Raw genomic sequence first — 20,475 nt, forward strand, 5'->3', positions numbered from 1 at the left:
AGAGCTTCGACGGCTCCTTATTCTCCTGTCCGCTGTTCCCAGAAACCTCGTCGGGAGAATGTGGTTTTAGCGGGAATTTGTGGGGCGACGATGGCTGTAGTTCGGATGCGTTGTTATTGCTGGACATTTTCTAGGGACCTTGGGCTTATACATTGTGTAATTGCAAAAGTCCGCCGAATGCTGGATGTTCCACGGCGGAGAATTGGTGATACGTGAACAAACGTGTAGGGAAAATGTTAACTACCTCACCCCGGGAGATTGCAAAATAGGCACCCCGAAGTGGGTGCAATGCGCTCGCTTGACGACGGTCCGAGCGCCGACTCTGAGCGAGAAATTGTGCTCTCAGCATTGTGACCTTGGTGACGGAAAATGGTTTTTTGACCGACGGTGGCGTAACCTGGACCATCGGTGTGAAATCCTGACGACAATGTCGCAGAGAATCTGGCAGCGGTATAAATTCGCTGGTGAAACGCTTGAAAGTGCATAGTGCATGATGGGCGCCCTGTTCGAAAGCAATAGCTGAAATGGGTTTGGGCGCAATTTTTCGAAGTATGTGCAAAAGAAGCGATGTCATCGCAATTCCGACGTGAGAGCACTGAAAACAAGAACGTAAATTGGGCGGGTCATGTATGTGCGACCCAACTGTGAGTAATCAACTGTTGAATATTGAGTGTGCGGGCGAGAAGGCCCAGGAAGAGCCCCAAATGGCTAATAATGAAATGAATGGCAGCGTCGAGGAAAACCGCGAGGATCAGCGCGAGGATCAGCGCGAAAACCAGCGCGAGGACGCAATTGTGAAGGCCGAGGATGTAGTGGCCGAAGATGGCGAAGACACCGTTGGCTTCGATGAGCTTGAGCTGCCGGATGACATTGTCAATGCAGTTCGCAAGGTTGGGTTTGAGACTCCGTCCCCAATTCAGGCTGCAACCATCCCGACTCTGATGAGCGGCCGCGACGTTGTCGGCCTGGCTCAGACTGGTACCGGTAAGACCGCCGCGTTTGCGCTGCCGATTCTGGCACGCATTGACCGCTCCGTTCGCGCACCTCAGGCGCTGGTGCTCGCTCCGACCCGTGAGCTGGCGCTGCAGGTTGCGGACTCCTTCCAGTCCTTCGCTGATCACCTGGGCAAGATTCATGTCCTGCCGATTTACGGTGGTCAGTCCTATGGAGTGCAGTTGTCGGGTCTGCGTCGAGGTGCACAGATCATCGTCGGCACGCCGGGTCGTGTCATCGACCACCTGGAAAAGGGCTCGTTGGACATCTCCGACCTGCGCTTCCTGGTACTGGACGAGGCCGATGAGATGCTGCAGATGGGCTTCCAGGAGGATGTCGAGCGCATTCTTGCCGACACTCCGGATGACAAGCAGGTCGCACTGTTCTCGGCTACCATGCCGGCTTCGATTCGTCGCCTGTCCAAGCAGTACCTGACGGAGCCGGAAGAGATTACCGTCAAGTCCCAGACTCGCACGGCGGACAACATTCGTCAGCGCTTCCTTATGGTCAGCCACCGCAACAAGCTGGACGCGCTGACCCGCATTCTCGAGGTCGAGGAATTCGAAGCGATGATCATGTTCGTGCGTACCAAGCACGAGACTGAGGAGCTCGCCGAGAAGCTGCGTGCCCGCGGATTCTCCGCTGCCGCCATCAATGGTGATATCCCGCAGACCCTGCGTGAGCGCACGATTGACCAGCTCAAGGACGGTCGTCTGGACATTCTGGTGGCAACTGACGTGGCTGCTCGTGGCCTGGACGTCGACCGCATTTCCCACGTGGTCAACTACGACATTCCGCACGACACCGAGTCCTACGTCCACCGCATTGGCCGTACCGGCCGTGCAGGTCGCTCCGGTGAGGCGCTGCTATTTGTCACTCCGCGCGAGGGACGTCTGCTGCGCTCGATTGAGCGTGCGACCAAGTCCCAGCTGCACGAGATGAAGCTGCCGACTGTCGATGAGGTCAACGATTCGCGCAAGCAGAAGTTCGCTGATGATTTGACTGAGGCACTTGCCGATTCCCAGGTTCCGGTCTTCCGCGAGCTTATCGAGGAGTACGCAGAAGAGCACGACACCCCGCTGGTCGATATCGCCGCTGCCATCGCAGCCCAGGCACAGTCGGGCGACTTCCTGATGAAGGAGCCGCCGCGTGGCCGTCGTAATGACCGTGACCGTGATCGTTTTGACCGCGACCGCAACCGCGGCCACGATGGTCGCTCCCGTGGCGAGCGAGGTCAGGGCAAGCGCGCTGATCTGGTCGAATTCGACCGCGAGGGCACCGCAACCTATCGCATCAGCGTTGGTCGCCGCCAGCACGTCCGCCCGGGTGCCATCGTCGGTGCTATCGCCAACGAGGGTGGCCTGAACTCCAAGGACTTCGGTCACATTGACATTCGCGGTGATCACACTCTGGTCGAACTGCCGGCTAACCTGCCGCAGGAAGTCATCGATAATCTCGCCGACACCCGCATCTCCGGCCAGCTCATTGGGTTGACGCTTGACGACGGCACCTCGGTCGACGACAGCGATGACTACCGCGGTGGCCGTGGTGGTTACCGTGGCGATCGTCGTGGTGGTGGCCGTGGTCGCGGAGGTTACCGCGGTGGCCGTGGTCGCGGTCGCGATGACCGTCGTGGTGGCGGACGTGGACGCGGCGGCTACCGTGGTGACCGTGATGACCGCCGCGGTGGTTACCGTGGTGGACGCCGCTAACCCTGCTAGGTGAAGTAAGCGAGGTGGTCGTCGTCAGGCGACCATCGTCCGGGGAGTGAACCTACACATAAAAACTGCCGGTGCGCACGTACTTTCAAGCCCTATAAGTTGGGCCGAAACGTACACGCGCACCGGCAGTTTTGTTTTGTCTGAGCGAGTGCGTAGGCGCGCTGCCTAGGCGCTAGTGCTCAATTCTTAGATGAAGAACATCAGAATGCCGGCGACAACCCACAGCAGGGAGAAGATGCCGGAGAACATGGCCAGCTGCCCCTTCTGCTTGTCCCAGTCAAGCTCATCAGCCTTCTTGCGGCGCTCGACGAACTCCGGGTCGTCGGCATCCTCGTCCTCGTCAGCGATGCCGAGACCGGCCATCATCAGACGCTGACGCGGAATGATCAGGAAGAACAGCAGTGCCCAGGCGATGATTGCCAGCAGGATTGCGGCGTGCATTGCGCCGGACTTCATGTAGGTCGACACATCGGTGAACATGACACCGAAGCCGAGCAGCGGCACGAGCAGTGACCACATGCCGTAGGTGCGCGAAATGGCGTGCATGGTGCGCGCGGAGCCGACCGTTCCAGCCTCTCCGCCGCGGGCTGCAAGCGCGAGCTTCGGGAACATCGAAATTGCGACAGTCACCGGTCCAAGCAGCAGAATTGCCGCTAGGACGTGAACCATAGAAACTACGTTTTGCACGTATTACCTTTCCACGACTGAATGTAGGCCTCGCGTTCAAGCGAGGAGTGGCCTGAATATTTTCCTTGTTAAGACCAGTCCCTAACTTAACGCGCTTGCACTAAATTCTCTATTTCGTGCCTTTCCCAGCTCGGATTCCACACGCAGCTGCCATTGCTTCCCAGTCCGCAGAGGACACGGGCAGGTCCCATTTAATGGCTACGGTCAAATAGCGGTGCGAATAGTCACACGACTCTGCCTCCTCAGGAAGCCATTCCGCCGGACTGGCATCGCCTTTATCCCGGTTGACCGCGCTCCGCGTGGGCACGAGGTTGGCCTCGATATCGTTACCAAATTGCCGACGCCTCTCGGCATTCCAGGCGTAGGCTCCGAAATCCCACGCCGCCGCCAACGGATAAACGTGGTCGATATCAACCTCATGCGCACCCACCGGGTCACCCGTGTAAGGGTCGGGGATCTCGCGCGGGGAGCCGTCGTCAAGCGAACATGCAGAACCCCCGAACCACGTCACCAACACCTTGCGGCGCGTATTGCAGTCGGAGGGGCCTTCCCAGACGGCGAAGCGTTCGCGTTTGTACCCAGTGACGGTGGGGCGGTCGGCGACGACGCGCACGGCACGCAACTGCTTAACGACGACCTCTGCGTCCGGCCCCGCGGGGGAGGATGGAACAAAAAGTCGCGTGGCGGCAAAAGATGAGAGGAAGAGGGCGGCGAGGGTGGCAAATAAAAAAGGGCGCATACCTAATTGGGCGCGAAAAATACTTTTTCGGTTCCCTTTGAGGTATGCGCCGGGGCTAGCCTGCGGGGCTAGCGGAGGCGGAGCCTAGATCAAAGTCTTAGACCAGAGCCTGCTTGGCTGCGTGGTCGAACTCTTCCTTAATCTTCTCGTTCGGTTCCTTCGTAGCCAGTGTGACGATAATCATCACGACAGTTGCAGCGGCGAAGCCCGGGACAATCTCATAGAGAGTATCGCTGAGCGAGCTCATGCCCCATGCGAAGGAGACAACCGCACCAGTGATCATGCCGGCTGCCGCACCTGGGGTGTTCAGACGCGACCAGTAGAGCGAAGCCAGCAGAACCGGGCCGAATGCCGAGCCGAAGCCAGCCCACGCGAAGCCAACCAGATCCAGAATGGAGCTGTTCGGGTTAGCCGCGATGATTGCGGCGATGACGGCGATTAGTGCGACAGCGACGCGGGAGAGAGTCATGTAGGTCTTCGGGCGCAGCGACTTGTTGACCGTTGCCTTGAACAAGTCCTCAATCAGCGCGGAGGAAGACACCAGCAGCTGCGAGGAAATCGTGGACATGATGGCGGCCAGCACCGCAGTCAGAATCAGACCTGCAATCAGCGGGTGGAACAGGATGCGGGTCATGTCCAGGAAGATGGTCTCGTAAGAAGATGCATCCGTGACCGAAGCATCCGGATTCGTAGCGAAAAAGACAGTTGCAGTCAGCGCCACGAGGACGGAGCCGAGCATGCACAGTGCCTGCCAGCCAACGCCCCAGCGGCGGCCCTCGGTTGCGTCCTTTGCGCTACGCAGAGCCATAAAGCGAACGATAATGTGCGGCTGACCGAAGTAGCCCAGACCCCAACCGAGCAGACCGATAATCGTGATTAGCGGAATGCCAGCGAACGGATCGAAGAAGGTCTCGACCGGCTGTCCCTCGCTGCCCGGGTAGGGGTTGTTAGCAGCAAAGCTGAAGATGTCCGAGGCGGAGTTGCCATTGTTGGCCAGGTAAATGATGCCGACAGTCGGAACCGCCAGCAACGCGATGAACATAATGACGCCCTGTACAGTGTCCGTGTAGGACACAGCCAGGAAGCCACCGAACAGGGTGTATGCGACAGTGATAGCCGCAACCAACAGCATGCCGACAAGGTAGTTGCCACCGAACGTCGACTCCCAGTAGCGGCCACCTGCGACCATGCCCGAGGAGACGTAGAAGGTGAAGAACAACAAAATAATCAGGCCTGCAGCAACGCGCAGCACCTTCGACGTATCGTGCAGACGATTCTCCAGGAACGACGGCACGGTAATCGAGTTACGAGCAATCTTGGTGTAACTACGCAGGCGTGGTGCGGTGAACTTCCAGTTCAGCCATGCGCCTACGACCAGGCCGATTGCAATCCACGTCTGATTTAGACCGGAAAGGTAAATCGCGCCGGGCAGACCCATCAGCAGCCAGCCGGACATGTCCGATGCGCCCGCCGATAGTGCCGCGACGAACGGATGCAGGCCACGACCACCAATCATGTATTCGTCATACTCTGCAGTCTTTTTCCATCCGGTCCAACCGATGTAGACCATCAACAGCAGATAAATGACTAGTGCGATGATGAACCATGTGTGTTGGTCCACAGGGCAACTCCTCATTATTTATTAGTCGTACAGTCGGACTCGCACACTGCCCAGCACGCCAGAAATCGTTTCCGGCGCACAATTCAATTTCGCTTAATCAAGTCCGCTTGACGACGTTTACAGCGCCGCAGCAGCATCGAGCCATATTGAGCCAGAAAGCGGCCCGCGTAAATGATGGAACTTGTGAGTCGCAATGAAACACAACGACAGCTCCAGGACTATCGATGACAGTCGGCGGAGCCTACTGTTGTATGCGAACTATGGCAGAACTATTGCACGAGTCACACAATTTTTAATTGTTGTAGCTCATACGACGTTTGCATGTGATGCGCTGCATTGCAAGATAAGAAGCGTTGAAAAAGGCTATAAAAATCGGTTAAGTCCGACAAACTACCTGGAAAAAGGGGTATTTGGGTAGGGGCGGAGTTATTTTTGCAAGATGTGCAATTCGAACAGATGTACTAATTTGATGGTGTGGTGAAAAGTCTGATCCGGGGTGCGTGGCAGAATCTTCATTGAAGAAATATCTGGTGGTGAAGTCGCCGGGTGATTAGACGGTGATGACTGAGCAAGCAGTGGGGAGGAAGTAATGGACCAAGTTGCTAAGTCAGCGGTGCCGTTGCTGCTGCACGCGGTCTGGAAGGGCGATTCGGGTCTTCATCTGTGGGTGGAGCGGCCAGAGGGGCACCGGATTGTTTCGGACGTGGATTTGCTGGAAGTTCCGGCGCATCAGCGTCGGCTTTTTGCAGTCCTGGGGCAGGGGAGTCGAGCACAACTGACGTTAAAGTTGCGTACACCGAAGGGGCGGGAAGTAGAGAAAGTTGTACCCACCTGGGTGTTCCCGCCGTGGTCGGCCGTAACAACGCTGGTGCAATTGCAGGAGGAAGTTTCCTCGGCAGCGATGGCACCGGATCTTCGGTTTTTTGTAGATGTCGTGCAGGGGCTGGATGTTTTCGCGCGGTCTGGGCGGGCATTGGTGGCTCTGACGTGGGAAGACAATGAGTGGTGGCCGACGTGGCGGATGTCGGAGGGGCTTAGTGAGATTGCATGGCAGAGCCAGGTCATCTCTCGTACACCACCGGTGTTGATTGATAATGGAGGTGCCACGGTGGCTGAGGATTTCATCAATCGGATGTTTCATTGGGTCACCAACGCGCTTCTGGCAGATTTGGACGAGCCGGCAGAACAGCGGCAGAGTTTCGTGCGGTCGTTGTTGCAGTCGCAGTCCCTGGGGCGTGCGACGCCGGGGGTGGCGCAGTCGCTGGCAAAGTGGAGGCTGTCGGCCGATGGCGAGGATGTTCGCCTGCAGCTAATGGTGCAGGAGCCCGTAGGATTTGAAGGCCAGCTGGAAGACTTGCCGGATGTTGATCTTCCGCAACTGCTGGAGTTGCGGGACCGAGCGGATGAAGAAGGCGGCACTGTGACCCGTTTCGATCCGCGTGCGGCTGCGGTGGAACATGAGACTCTGTGGCCATTGCGGATGTACTATCGCATTGGCGTTGCAGCTCCGGAGCGTCTGAACCCAGAGATGTGTCGTCGGTCCGTGCTGTCGCTTCTTCGCCCTCAGTTATTGGCCGCACAAGAGGCATTCCCAACGCTCAGATATGCGAAATCCGCAGGACACCCGGGTTTGGATTTGCTGCTGACCTCAGAACAGCTTATAGAGCTTATGACTGACGGTATCTCGCAGTTGGCCAAGGTCGATATTGATGTGATGTTGCCGCCGAATTGGAAGTCGGTGGAAACAACCTTGCAGCTGCACACTGAAATCGTGCAGTTAGATCCGACGGGTCCAGCCGGGCGTCGCTCGGAACCGAAACTTGGATTTGACCAACTGGTTGATTACGAGTGGAAGCTGGCCGTGGGCGATGCCGTATTGACGGAAGCAGAAATGCGTGAGCTCGCTGCATCGAGTACGGGGCTCGTGCATCTTCGAGACCACTGGGTGCACGCGAACCCAGAGGTAGCTCGGGAAGCCCTAAAGTTTTTGGTGGAACAGACCAAGGCCGGGGAGGAAACCGGTAAGGGACAAGCCACCCTGAAAGAGCTGGTCTTCGATGGTGGCTTGGAGTCGAAAGCTCCAGCGCCGGTGCCAGTGGCCCCCAGGGATCCATCTTGGCTTAAGGCGCTGGTGTCGAAGTACTCAGACGGTTCCGCGGCTCCCTCAGAGTCAGTCGAGGTGCCACCCAGTTTTGTCGGTGAGCTGAGGGAGTACCAGCAGCGCGGCGTGGAGTGGCTGGCGGATATGTCCGACCGCGGGTTTGGTGTCATTCTCGCTGATGACATGGGTCTTGGTAAGACCGTGCAAATTCTGGCGCTGCTGGAATATGAGCGTTGCTGTCGTCAAGCGGATGCGGTGGATCAAGATCACAAGACTTCGCTTCTGGTGGTTCCCACAGGCGTGCTGCGCAATTGGGCAGCAGAGGCAGCAAAGTTCACTCCTGAGCTCAAGGTTGGGCTGCTGCATGGTTCAAATCGCCCTCATGATGAGGAATTACAAGAATTCATCGCAGACCACGATGTCGTTGTGACGACCTACGGTGTGGCAACCCGTGACGTGGGCGAGCTCTCCCAAGTGCAGTGGGACCATGTGATTGCTGACGAGGCGCAGGCGATTAAGAACCCCAACGCACAGGTATCCAGGGCGCTGCGGAGTCTGCGCTCGCGGCACAACATCGCAATGACCGGTACCCCGGTAGAAAATGATTTGGGCGAGCTGCGCACAATCATGGATTTTTGTAACCCAGGCATGCTGGGGTCGGCGAACGCATTCCGCAACAAGTTCGCGATTCCAATCGAGCGTGACGGGAATGCGGAAATGCTGTTGCAATTACAGTCGATTACAGCACCTTTTATCCTGCGCCGACTCAAGTCTGATCCAGCTATCGCACCGGATCTGCCCAAGAAGAATGAGCAGGTGGAGATGGTGCCTCTCACTACGGAGCAGGCTTTCTTGTATCAGGAAGCCGTAAAGGACCTGGAGGACAAGCTCAAGCGCTCGAAGCAGAATCGCTCTGGCAACTTCGGACGAAAGAGCATCATTCTTGGCGGCATCATGAAGTTGAAGCAGATTTGCAACCACCCAGCGCACTACCAGCACGATGGCTCGGGACTGCTCAATCATGGGCAGCATCGCTCGGGCAAGGTTGCACGTCTGGAAGAGCTCGTCGATGAGATTGTGCAAAACGGTGAACGTGCGCTCGTGTTCACACAATTCGTGGAGTTCGGCAAGATGCTTGCTCCTTATTTCAGTAAGCGCCTGGGCGTGGATATTCCGTTTATTCAGGGGGCGATGACGCCGGCTCAGCGCGAGAAAGTAGTGGCAGAGTTTAATGCCCCGGATGGGCCACCAATCATCTTGCTGTCGACTCTTGCGGCGGGGGTCGGAATTAACCTGGTTGCCGCCAACCATGTCATTCACATTGACAGGTGGTGGAATCCTGCGGTTGAAAACCAGGCCACGGACCGTTCCTACCGCATTGGTCAGCGGAAAGACGTGCATGTGCACAAGCTGGTCAGCGTAGGAACGCTTGAAGAGCGTATCGATGAGCTGATTTTTGAAAAGGCAGAACTGGCCGACGCGGTTGTACGCGCTGGTGAAACCAAGTTGACGGAGATGGACTTTCACCGATTGCGTTCACTGTGGCAATTGGACAAGGACAAGATTCAGTCACTGCGTGAATCGATGGATGCAGCGGAGTCAAAGTCCGGTGAGACGGTGACTGATGGGATCAATTCGGAGGTTAAGGCATCGGATGCCGCGACTTCGGATAACGATTCAATCCCCAATAATGTGACACCGTTTAGAGTCCAGAAGAGGTGGTACTAATGGTCGGCGACGGAGACGTGACATGGGGTGACAATGTCATCTTTGCCGAGTTTGGCAAGGGCCCCTCTGGAAAGCGTGGTCGTAAAAGGACTACGGCGCGAAGCGCACCGGCAACCAGCTCGACGATAGAAAAACTCCTGGCCACCCAGGACTGGGCGGGTGCATTTACCGGGCAGCAGCGACGTGGAAGCGCGGCGCGCGTGGCAGTCGAGCCACGTACCACTTTTGCCCGGTGGGTGTGGGAGTTCATCATCCGTGGCGCCGATTCTGGTCGTATTCACAGAGGTGAGAAGTACAGGTTCGACGGCAATGTGCTGGGGCTTCGAATCGCGGATGGCTACGTCATCGGTGAAGTACAGGGCAGCCAACCGGAACCGTTTTCAGTCTTTATTCGGTTTCCACGGCGAGAGCAGAAACAAACTGACGACGTACTGCGGTGGTTGGTAAACAATCCGTCGGCTTTTACGGAGTTTGAGCACGGCGAATTGCCGTATGAGCAGATGGAAATGCTGTTGTGCGATGGTGAAGAGCACATTTACAGCGAATGCACGTGCCCAGATCCGGCGCCTGTGTGTAAGCACACCGTCGCAGTTGCCGCTCAACTTGTCGCTGATATCGACCGCGACCCGCTGTCGCTAATGCAGCTGCGCGATTATCCGCAGCGCGAGTTACAACGCCGACTTCAGGAACTAACACAGCTCAGAACCCGAACTGGGCCAAAGCGACTCGGACTTGGTGGCGCAGTTCGGGAAAATCCCAATAAAACCACGCAGCATTCGGATGACACAGGTGAAAATAAAGGTGGTGACACCGAACAGCAAAAAGTTACCGAGCTTTTCGCTGTCGAAGCCGATTACTGGGGCAATGATTTGGAACGAGTCAGTGTTCCTTCGCTTGAGATAATCGACCCACTAGCAGTTACCGACCGCAGCATGCTGCATGAAGCGTTGCAGCCAACCTGCGTAATTTCGAGAGAGACCATTCGTGCAGTCGCCGATTTGGAAGACTGTTGGCAACATCTGCAGGAATCGCTGAGCCTGGGACAAAAGGAGCTCTAGTCATGAAATTCATTCACACCTCAGATTGGCAATTAGGAATGACTCGGTGGTTCCTAGAGCTCGATGGCGGTGAAGCTCAAGCAAGATTCCATGAAAGCCGCCTCAGTGCCATCGACCGTATCGGAGAGTTAGCGATCAGCGAAGGCGCTGAATTCATTGTCGTCGCTGGAGATGTGTTCGATTCCAATACGCTGCCGGACAAGGTGTTCTTGCGGGCTCTCGACCGCATCGCCAAGCTACCAGTGCCGGTCTATCTCCTACCGGGCAACCATGATGCGCTTGATGCTTCTTCCATATATCGACGTAGTGCCTTCGAATCTTTGGAAGACCAAGGAGTCTTCGTAATCCACGACAGTGAGCCCATTTCCATCCGTGACGAGGTGGAACTCATCGGTGTGCCAGTACGCGGAAAGTATTCGGCAGACGACATCGTGGCAGAAATCGCCACAGAGCTTGAGCCCGCAGTGGGAATCCGAGTGATGGTGGCACACGGCCAAGTGGAAGGTTTTGGCGCTGATGCCGGAGCCACCATTGACCTGACCAGTCTAGAACAGGCTATTGATCGAGGGGCATTGCACTATGTTGCGCTCGGGGATTCCCACTCCACGAGCCAACTTGATCATGCCGGTCGGGTTTACTTTTCCGGCGCACACGAAACCACAGCGTATGACGACAAAGAGCGAGATTCCGGCAATGCGCTAGTCGTCGACATCACAGAGGACGGTCCCGAAAAGGGATCCGTCACTGTGACCTCCCACAGAGTGGGACAGTGGGCTTTTCATGCCATCGACATGGATATCACTGGAGCGGAAGATCTCGGTGAATTCTTTGCCGAACTGGACGGTATAGAGGCGAAGACAGATACAGCGGTGAAGTATTCCCTGCGAGGAACCGTGACACTGTCAGAGTCGACTGCCTTTGAAAAACGACTTGAGCAGTATCAACAGCTTTTCGCTGCACTTTACCGCCGGGAAAGTGGCTCTGATCTGACAGTGGTTCCGTCCGAGGGGGATATCTCCAACCTCAACCTCACCGGGTATCCGCTGATAGCTGCAGAAAAACTAACGGTCTTGAGTAAGGGGCGAACCGAGAGCGGTAGCCCACTACCTGAATCAGAAACCACCGCGGCCGCCGATGCACTTCGCTTGCTGGCTCGTTTGGCAGGAGAGAAGGAATAAATCATGCGCTTCCACGACATCGAATTACACAATGTACGTGCGATTGATTCACTCTCAATCACGGGGCTCGCCGAGCGTGGCGTGGTAGTGATTTCCGGTGAAAACGAGTCGGGTAAGACAACAATCGCCAAAGCCATTCACGTGGCGCTGACGACAAAATGGAAGTCCAGGTCCAGCGAAGCGCTTAGTCTGAACAGCCACTACAGCCAGGAAAAGCCACAGGTTAAGCTCCGGGTGGAGCTCGACGGTTACGAATTTACTCTGGATAAGATTTTCGGTAGCACCAAGGACACCGGCACAATCATCACTGTCCACTCGCCGACAGCCGAGGTACTTAAAGACGACCAGGCGGAAGAATGGTTAGCCGCCCGAATGCAAAATGCAGACACCAAGAACCTGTGGCAGGTCTTTGTTGCCGAACAAGGGCAAGCTCAAAAGACCCTATCCTTGGGCGGTTACACGCAGGTCACTAGCGCACTGCAGTCGGCATCGGGGCAGCGCGCGGAAACCGCAGAAGAAGTTGGCCTATTTGAAGCCGTCGAAGCTGAGTACAACAATTATTTCCAAAAAAATGGCAAGGAACGCAAGCAGCTTACCGACGTAGACAAGGAGCTGGTGGAAGCCCAGCAGGTGCGTGACGAAGCGGCGAAAAAGGTTCGGGAATTCGAAGCGCTCAATGAGGAAGCTGCTCGTAATGAAGAGAGTCAGCATACGCAGCGGGCGTCGTTGCCAGAAGCCAAGACTGAGGTCGAGCACTGGACACAAGCCCTTGAAGAGCTCGAGCAGTTTAGGCTCTCCGTGTCGAAGGCGCAGGAGGTTTCTGCAGCGGCACAGCAGCAGCTGGACTTGGCGAAGCAGGCGCAGGAAGAGCGGGAGACCCTTATTCAACAAGCGCAGGAAGCTTTGGACCAGCACTCTGCCACAGAGAAGAAAGTCGCTGAACTCAAGGAAGCATTCGATAAGGAGACGGCGGCATTAAAACAGGCGCAGGAAGACCGCGATGCGGTTGTGAGCGCCTACCGCGAAGCGCGGAAGACGGAAGAGCTGGCTGCTGCCGAGGTTGCGTTGGGAGACAAGCGCAGCTTGGTTGAATCTCTGTCGAAGCGAGTGGAGAAGCTCGATGTGCTCCGCGCGCAATTGGCAGAGCACAAGGAGGTTATCGCTCGGAATGCTGTAACCGAGGAGGCACTGGAAAAGCTATTGACCTGCGAGCGCGAAGTTGCAACAGCAACCGCTGTTTTGGAAGCGTCCAGCCCGAGTGTGCAGCTTTCGGCTTGCAGCGCGCAAGAGGTCACGGTTGACGGTGAGAAAGTGGGGTTAGCGCCGGACGCCGGGGCAGTCCAACGCGCGGTTACGAAGCCGGTGGCGATTGAAGTTGGCGATGTGACGGTTGCTATCCAGCCCGGTGACGGTTCAGACTCACAGCAGCGCAAGCTAGAAAAGGCAGAGAAATCGCTCAAGGAACAGCTTGAGGCTGCGGGCGCTGGTTCCGTTGCGGAAGCACAAAAGGCTCACACACGACGTCGTGAAGCGGAAAAAGCAAAGTTCCAGGTGGAGACATCCATTACTGCGGTATCCGACGGCGCGGAGTATCACCAGCTCACAGGAGAGTTGGACGACGCGACGGAGGAAGCGCGAGCACACGGTGAGCGGTATCGGGAACTCGCGGGCGAAGATGCGCCGGCGGAGATTGACTTGGCGTCGGCAAGAGCGCGGTTGGAAGAAGCCACAGCAGGGCGTAAGGATGCCGAGTCGGATCGCGACAATGCGGATATGCGCCTGTCGAAGTTGGAAAAGCGTCCTGCGCACGCCAACTATACGAAGGCCAGCAGCGAGCTTGAAGGGTTCCGGTCTGTGCTGAAGGTGCGAGAAGATTCGCTCAGGACGGCGCGAGAAAAGGCCTCGGATGCTGAGATCTTTGCTGCAGTGGAAAACCGGGGCAAGGACTTCCAGGTCGCCGAAGAGCAGCTTGCCGCGGCTCAGAAGGAGCTGGCACAGCGGGACGCCGACGATGTGGAGGCATCGCTCGCGGGCGCTCAGCAGCGACGGGATGCAGTGGAGAAGCGCCTGGCTGAGCTGGAAAAGCGTCGGCAAGAAATTCGGGTGCACTTGGACTATTTCGACAGCGCGAATGAGAAGCTGGCAGCAGCAAAAGGCGTAGTGGAGCGAACACAGCGAGATCGAGACTCAATGCGTCGACGTGCAGCTGCCGCCAAGACTCTGATGGAGGTAATGACACAGGCACGCGCGGCATCGCGGAATGCGCTAGCTGAACCTTTGCTCCGCAAGCTCGAAGAGTATGGCGGGGGTGTGTTCGGTGCGGGAACCCAGTTCACGATGACCGAGGACTTGCAGATCGAGTCACGGTCCAATGCCGACGGCAAGTTCGATGTCGATGAGCTATCTGGTGGAGCACAGGAACAGTTGGACATTCTGTTGCGCTTGGCCGTCGCCGGCGTAATGGAGGGCGGACAAGGTGCGCCGGTAATTATTGATGATGCATTAGGTTATTCAGACGAACACCGTTTGCGGCGGATGAATAATGCTCTTGCCAAAGCAGGGCGGGATATGCAGGTACTAGTCCTGACGTGCGATGAAGCACGCTTTGACCGTGTGACAGGAGCGGAATTTATGAAAATTCAGGATTTGGTTACAAGATAGTAGGCTCTGTATATATGCAAGATGTTCCGTGGTTAAGTGATGAAGAGCAGCGGTTATGGCGCTCAATTCTGAGCGCAAAACGGGCCGTTGACAGGTCAATCGACCTTCAGTTGCAAGAAACTCTCGATATTTCCACTGCAGATTTTTCGGTTCTGGTTGTTCTTTCTGAGGCCGAAAACAATGTCGTGCGCATGCGCACACTGTGTGAGTCCCTGGACTGGGACCGCAGCCGAATGTCGCACCAAATTACTCGCATGGAGCGACGGGGACTAGTAACCAAGGAACGCTGTGCCTGCGATAACCGCGGTATCGATGTCACGTTAACTGAGCACGGTCGAACCGTGATTGAGAAGGCGGCGCCGAATCATGTGAAGCTCGTGCGTCATGTGGTGTTCGACGTACTGGGCGAAAACATTGATTATCAGGGGATTTCCGCTGTGCTCGATAAAATCGCAGAGACCGCTAATGCAACCGTCACCGATCCGATTGGCGGAAAATCGGAGTAGTTAAAGGTTTTTCTGTGACTGTTTTTCTCATTCGTTTCCACTCCGAGGCTTTCACCATTAGCCTAGAGCAGTATGAACTCGTATGAATGGCTGAGTGATGAAGAACAGCTCTTTTGGCAGTCGATGGTGGCTTCTTTTCGCGAGGTAGAGCGCAATATTGAGCGGAGCCTGCGTACTCGAACTGGGCTGACATTCGCGGACTTTACCTTGCTCATCGCTTTGCATGAGGTGGAGGATGGCATCCTGCACGTTGACAAGATTTGTGACCGACTGAAGTGGAACCACCCGCGCGCGCTGCTGCATACCAACAGGTTGGAAAAGCGCGGATTTATTCACACCGAAGATCACGGCGAGGACCCGGACTCGGATTATGTCGTCGTCCTAACCGGGGTTGGCCGACACGTGTTCGCCGAGGCCGCGCCGGATTATGTGGACACCGTCCGCGAGGAAGTTATTACCCCACTTGCCGATGAAGACCGAGAAGCGATGCTGAGGTGCTTCCAGGCGGTTCTCGAAAGGAAGTAAGACTTCCAAGCCCTGCTAGTAAAACCCTGACTAGCAGGGCTCTTTTTTATCTTCAGCTCAAGTTGTAAGGTAAGGCGTGCCTAATACAAAGGGATGAGTGTTTACTTCCCTTTGTGCACCCTAAACACCAAAAAACTACGCAGAGATAAACAAGGCAGAAACAAAAACGCATGAGAGCCAATATTTTCGCCAAGGCAAAAACCACGCCAAAAACCAAAACCCTCGCTGCCATCGGATGCGCCGCGCTGAGCTTCGTCGCCGCAGCTTGCGGTGCAGACGCGGAGTCGAATGACGCTGCCGACAACAAGGGAGAACTCACTGTCACTGATGTCGCCGGTCGTACGGTGACTTTCGATAAGCAGCCAGAACGGATTGTACTTGGTGAAGGTCGCGCCATGTTTGTTACCGCGATGCTTGACCGGGACAACCCAGGTGACCACGTTGTCGCCATGGGAAGCGATCTGCATTCGGGTGCACCGTCGTTTGAAAGCAAGCTTTTCGAGACGAACCCAGAGCTGAAGGACATGCCGACCATCGGCAATATCGCCAAGGGCGATGTTACGGTAGAAAACCTCATCTCCCACAACCCGGACGTGGTCGTCATGACCCTTGACCACAAGAAGGCCGCGGAGCAGTCCGGTTTCCTCACCAAGCTCGATCAGGCAGGCCTGAAGTACGTATTCACTGACTTCCGCCAAAAGCCCCTGGAGAACACCGCCAAGTCCGTCGAGCTCCTCGGCCAGATTGTCGATGAGCAGGACAATGCCAAGAAGTTCACCGATTTCTACACCAAGCGGGTTAACGAGATCAGCGAACGTGCCGCCAAGCTCGAAGACAAGCCCAAGACCTTCGTCTGGCGAGCAGCTGGTCTTAAGGACTGCTGCTCGACCGTCAATAAGTCCAACCTCGGCGACCTCGTCACGGCCGCCGGAGGTGAAAACCTCGGTGACACCCTTCTCGACACCGAATCCGGCGACGTGACCGCAGAGAAGGTCCTGTCCGTCCAGCCGGAGAAGATCATCGCCACCGGTGGATCCTGGGCACTCGACCCGAAGAAACCGGAAGTCCTGCCACACGTCGAACTCGGCTACACCGTCGGCCCAGAGACTGCACAGCGCACTCTGGAAGGCCTGCTGAAGACCCCAGGTTTCGACACGTTGAACGCACCGAAGAAGGGCGAACTGCACGCTGCTTTCCACCAGTTCTACGACTCGCCGTACAACGTCTTCGCCCTCGAGCAGTTTGCGAAGTGGATCCACCCCGAAGAGTTCGCTGATCTCGATCCGGTCGCGGACTTCGCCAAGTTCCACAAGGACTACCTGCCCTTCGAGCTCAGCGGCACCTTCTTCACCTCCCTGGAGCCAACCAAGTAACCCACCTTCCGCCACCGAAGAAGGAATCCGATGATTTACACCAATCTGCACGCCCCCGAGCCAGGGCTTGACGACGAACCCCGCGAGTCCACCTCCACCAACGACAGTGGTGGTCAAGAGTCGCAGCCCGTCACCGACCAGCACGAGTGTCCGTCGTCAAGCACGGCCTACGACTCTGCGCGACAGTACCGACGACGCTCGGCGCGGAAGGTTGCCATCATTGCGGTGCTGGTGGGCCTGGCCCTGTGCGCGTTCGTGGTGGCGACGATTGTGGGGCCGATGTCGTTGAGCGTGGGGGACGTTGTCCGCGGCATCGTGAGCCCGAATGATGTTGACGAAACTACCCGCACGGTGCTGTGGAAGCTGCGTCTGCCTGCATCGGTGATGGCAGTGCTGATTGGTGCAGCGCTGTCGCTGGCCGGCGCGCAGATGCAGACAATCCTCGACAACCCGCTGGCGGAACCGTTTACGCTCGGCATTTCGGCCGCAGCGGCGTTCGGTGGGGCGGCATCGATTGTGTTGGGCTGGGTGATTATTCCGCACGCACAGTTCAACCTCGCGGCCGTGGCCTGGGTATCGTCGGTCATCGCTGTGGCGATTGTGGCGGCGGCGTCGGTGTGGCGTGGCTCGGGCAAGGAATCGATGATCCTGCTGGGTATTGGCCTGGTATTTCTGTTTCAGGCGCTGCTGGCCCTACTGCAGTACCGCGCGACCACCGAGGCGTTGCAGCAGATTGTGTTCTGGACGATGGGGTCGCTTCAGCGCGCGAACTGGGTGGCCAACGGCATCATCGCGGCAGCGCTGCTGATCGCTATTCCGTTCACCATCCGCTATGCCTGGGCGCTGACAGTGCTGCGGCTTGGCGATGCCCGCGCAAAAGCCCTGGGTATCAATGTGGATAGGCTGCGCATTGCGACGTTAATTGTAGCCTCGTTGCTGGCGGCCACCGCTGTGGCCTTTGCCGGCATCATCGGGTTCATCGGACTGGTCGGCCCGCACATTGCGCGCATGCTGGTCGGTGAGGAACAGCGCTTCTTTGCCCCGGCATCAATGGCGGCGGGCGCGGCGCTGCTTGCGGCAGCCCATGCGGTATCCATCACGGTGGTGCCGGGCGTGGCTGTGCCGATTGGCATCATTACCGCAATCGTCGGTGTCCCATTCTTTGTCGGCTTGGTTTTCCTACGCAAGAGGACGGTGTGGAACTAATGAGTGTATTTCTCGATGTCAATGACGTAGTCGCCGGCTATGGCAAGCGGCAAGTGCTGCGCGGGGCGTTAGTTCGCACCCTGAAGCCGGGGACGGTGACGGGGCTGCTGGGGCCAAACGCTGCGGGCAAGTCCACACTGATGACGACGCTGGCGGGGATTCGAAAGCCGATGTCCGGGGAGATTGTCCTGACCCGTGACAATGAGCGGGTTATCGGCTCCGAGCTGCGCGATGTCGTAGGCTACGTGCCACAGGACCTGCCCGCTAGTGCCTCGCTGACCGCATTCGAGTCGGTGTTGGTCTCCGGGCGACGCGCCGGGCGACTGCGCGTGCGCGGCTCTGAGATTGAGCACGCGGCGGCAGTTCTCCGAAAGGTTGGCATTGAGCACCTTGCCGATCGCTTCGTCGGTGAGCTCTCCGGTGGCCAACGTCAACTCGTCGCCGTCGCGCAGATGTTTGTGCGCGACCCCGAGGTCATGCTTCTCGACGAACCCACCTCCGCCCTCGACCTGCGCCACCAGGTGGAACTCCTACAGCTCATCCGCGCGGAGGTCGCCTCGCGGAGCTCCTTGGCACTCGTCGCAATCCACGATCTCAACCTCGCTGCCCGCTACTGCGATGAGCTTGTCATGCTTCACGACGGCCACGTGGTTGCCCAGGGGAGTCCTGCTGATGTTCTCACTCCGGACCTTTTGGCCCGCGTCTATGGAATTCGAGCCCGCGTGCTTGATGACGAAGGCGTGCCCGTGGTGTGTCCTATTGAGGAAGACCAGGTTTCGGAGGCTGCGTAGTGCGGATTTGGCTGGGGCGCGGGGCATTTCGCTAATCGCCCCAGCCAAGTGGTAACATCTTTTCTCGTTGCACTTGTTGTACTTGTGCTACAGGCCCCCGTAGCTCAGTGGATAGAGCGCCGGTTTCCGGTACCGAAGGTCGGAGGTTCGACTCCTCTCGGGGGCACGATGTGAAGTCTCGAGACATCGTTCCGGTTATGTCTCGAGGCTTCCTTTATTTTTGTTGCCCGGGGTGGGGTTTAGTTCGTTGTCTTTTTGGTTGTAGTAGATCTTGTCTGAGGTCAGTGTGTAGTGGGCTATGTGTTGCCCCGTGGCGGTGATTTTGATGTCTGCTGTGTTGTCTACGCACATGATGGTGATGGGCTCTCCGGCCCATCGGCGTCCGATATAGAGGCGTCTGAGTTGTCCGCCCCACCGCAGTGTTGTTTTGCCGTTTTTGGCGACTTTGTCGGTGCGCAGGCGGTAGTCATGAGTCTTGTTTCCTGGGCGGGGATGCGCTTTGGGTAAAGCGTTGTAGGCCTCCGCAGGGGTACATCGGTTGAGTGCTCGGTGGGGGCGTTTGTTGTTGTAGTAGTCGATGATGTCATCGAGTTGTTCGTTGAGGTTGTCGATGTCTCTAGCTTGGGGTCTGTTACGTAGTGCCAGTTTGAGTGTGTAGTGGAATCGTTCAACTTTCCCTTGGGTTTGCGGGTGGTAGGGTTTGCCGTTTTTCTGTTCAATTCCTAGGTCTAGGATGAGTTGTTCGAAGCCATTGCGTGCTGGGTTGGTGCGGTCGTTGCTGGTTGTGAATGCTCGTCCGTTGTCGGTCAGGGTTGATTGTGGGTAACCGTGGATGGTGGCTGTGTAGGTGAAGGCTTCGATGACGTGGGTGACGGTTGCGCTGTTAAAGGCTTGGCAGTGAAGTACATAGCGTGAGTGGTCGTCGAGGATTGTAAGGATGACGACGCGTTGGTGGCCGGCGATGGTCCAGTCGCTGTAGTCCATTTGCCATGTTTCGTTGGGTTGGTCTGCTTGGAATCGTATCCATGAGCTGCGGGGACGTTTTTGTGGTTGGGGTGTGATGTGTCCGTTGTTTTTGAGGATGCGATGAATCGTTGCTGTTGCTGGCAGTGGGGTTGTGTCTTCTTGCTCGAGGTGCCAGCGGATGGTGTGGGCTCCCGCGTCGGTGCCGCGGTTGGTTAGTTCGTAGCGTAATTGGAGGATGCGGTCGACTACGTCAGGGGCGGTAGCGCGTGGATTTGTATGAGGGCGTTTTGATTTAGGGGTCAGTGCCTTGATGCCGCCTTCGGTGTAGCGCTTTTGTAATGTTCGGATCCAACGCGTTGTCACGCCGAAGTGTTGGGCTGCTTCGGTTTGGGTCATGCCGGTGGCGAGCATGGTTTCGATGATGATTTTCGGAGCTGGTTTCTCCATGGTTTCAGCATGGAGGAACGATGTCGCGAGACATCAGTTTCAGCGTGTTTGGGGCAACTGTGGCGTGTTGCCGGGCACATCGTTTCTCGCCGGAACGATGTGACGAGACATGATGGTTCTCGGCACCGGAACGATCTCATGAGACATGCGGAACGATGTCACCGAACCAGACAC

General features: G+C 57.0%; 14 protein-coding genes and 1 tRNA gene. 11 read left to right on the top strand and 4 right to left on the bottom strand.

Translation table 11 applies throughout. The features are described 5' to 3' along the window. Positions 1–704 precede the first annotated feature (704 nt). On the top strand, positions 705–2,705 hold the full coding sequence (locus tag ADA16_RS09615) for a DEAD/DEAH box helicase (protein ID WP_048761422.1): 2,001 nt from the start codon (positions 705–707) through the stop codon (positions 2,703–2,705). 195 nt (positions 2,706–2,900) lie between these two features. Here the strand turns inward: ADA16_RS09615 and ADA16_RS09620 are convergent, their stop codons facing one another. The 3 genes from ADA16_RS09620 to putP all read right to left on the bottom strand — a co-directional run bounded on the left by ADA16_RS09620 (position 2,901) and on the right by putP (position 5,761). Next, positions 2,901–3,401, bottom strand: coding sequence for a hypothetical protein (locus ADA16_RS09620; protein WP_048761425.1), 501 nt, complete (start codon positions 3,399–3,401; stop codon positions 2,901–2,903). Between the two features lie 109 nt (positions 3,402–3,510). Then, positions 3,511–4,140 (bottom strand): HNH endonuclease family protein, encoded by a 630-nt coding sequence (locus ADA16_RS09625; protein ID WP_048761428.1) that lies wholly within the window; start codon positions 4,138–4,140, stop codon positions 3,511–3,513. Between the two features lie 97 nt (positions 4,141–4,237). Further along, positions 4,238–5,761: a sodium/proline symporter PutP gene (gene putP, locus ADA16_RS09630; RefSeq protein ID WP_053084315.1), complete on the bottom strand. Its 1,524-nt coding sequence runs from the start codon at positions 5,759–5,761 to the stop codon at positions 4,238–4,240. 589 nt (positions 5,762–6,350) lie between these two features. Between putP and ADA16_RS09635 the strand changes: the two genes are divergently transcribed. The 10 genes from ADA16_RS09635 to ADA16_RS09680 all read left to right on the top strand — a co-directional run bounded on the left by ADA16_RS09635 (position 6,351) and on the right by ADA16_RS09680 (position 19,054). Continuing rightward, entirely contained in the window at positions 6,351–9,590 is a 3,240-nt protein-coding gene (locus tag ADA16_RS09635; protein ID WP_048761434.1) for a DEAD/DEAH box helicase, read from the top strand. Beyond that, the gene (locus ADA16_RS09640; RefSeq protein ID WP_048761437.1) at positions 9,590–10,648 is read left to right on the top strand and encodes a hypothetical protein; all 1,059 of its coding nucleotides are present in this window, start codon (positions 9,590–9,592) and stop codon (positions 10,646–10,648) included. The genes ADA16_RS09635 and ADA16_RS09640 overlap by 1 nt, the downstream gene beginning before the upstream one ends. A 2-nt stretch (positions 10,649–10,650) precedes the next feature. Next, complete coding sequence (locus ADA16_RS09645; protein WP_048761439.1) at positions 10,651–11,826, top strand: metallophosphoesterase family protein; 1,176 nt, start codon at positions 10,651–10,653, stop codon at positions 11,824–11,826. A 3-nt stretch (positions 11,827–11,829) separates the two neighbouring features. Continuing rightward, positions 11,830–14,487, top strand: coding sequence for an ATP-binding protein (locus tag ADA16_RS09650; protein WP_048761442.1), 2,658 nt, complete (start codon positions 11,830–11,832; stop codon positions 14,485–14,487). A gap of 14 nt (positions 14,488–14,501) precedes the next feature. Continuing rightward, the gene (locus tag ADA16_RS09655; protein ID WP_048761443.1) at positions 14,502–14,993 is read left to right on the top strand and encodes a MarR family winged helix-turn-helix transcriptional regulator; all 492 of its coding nucleotides are present in this window, start codon (positions 14,502–14,504) and stop codon (positions 14,991–14,993) included. Between the two features lie 72 nt (positions 14,994–15,065). Continuing rightward, positions 15,066–15,518, top strand: coding sequence for a MarR family winged helix-turn-helix transcriptional regulator (locus ADA16_RS09660; protein ID WP_048761446.1), 453 nt, complete (start codon positions 15,066–15,068; stop codon positions 15,516–15,518). Positions 15,519–15,688: 170 nt separating this feature from the next. Then, positions 15,689–16,891, top strand: coding sequence for an ABC transporter substrate-binding protein (locus ADA16_RS09665; protein ID WP_048761447.1), 1,203 nt, complete (start codon positions 15,689–15,691; stop codon positions 16,889–16,891). A gap of 30 nt (positions 16,892–16,921) precedes the next feature. After that, positions 16,922–18,097, top strand: coding sequence for a FecCD family ABC transporter permease (locus ADA16_RS09670; RefSeq protein ID WP_048761450.1), 1,176 nt, complete (start codon positions 16,922–16,924; stop codon positions 18,095–18,097). Continuing rightward, positions 18,097–18,888: an ABC transporter ATP-binding protein gene (locus tag ADA16_RS09675; protein ID WP_048761453.1), complete on the top strand. Its 792-nt coding sequence runs from the start codon at positions 18,097–18,099 to the stop codon at positions 18,886–18,888. The genes ADA16_RS09670 and ADA16_RS09675 overlap by 1 nt, the downstream gene beginning before the upstream one ends. 93 nt (positions 18,889–18,981) lie before the next feature. Then, a tRNA-Arg gene (locus ADA16_RS09680) sits at positions 18,982–19,054 on the top strand. 29 nt (positions 19,055–19,083) lie between these two features. Here ADA16_RS09680 and ADA16_RS09685 read toward each other — a convergent pair. Then, a complete protein-coding gene (locus tag ADA16_RS09685) occupies positions 19,084–20,301 on the bottom strand; it encodes an IS481 family transposase (RefSeq protein WP_048761456.1) in 1,218 nt (405 codons plus the stop codon). Positions 20,302–20,475 lie beyond the last annotated feature (174 nt).

It is taken from the genome of Corynebacterium vitaeruminis (assembly GCF_001054325.1).
Lineage (GTDB): Bacteria > Actinomycetota > Actinomycetes > Mycobacteriales > Mycobacteriaceae > Corynebacterium > Corynebacterium vitaeruminis_A.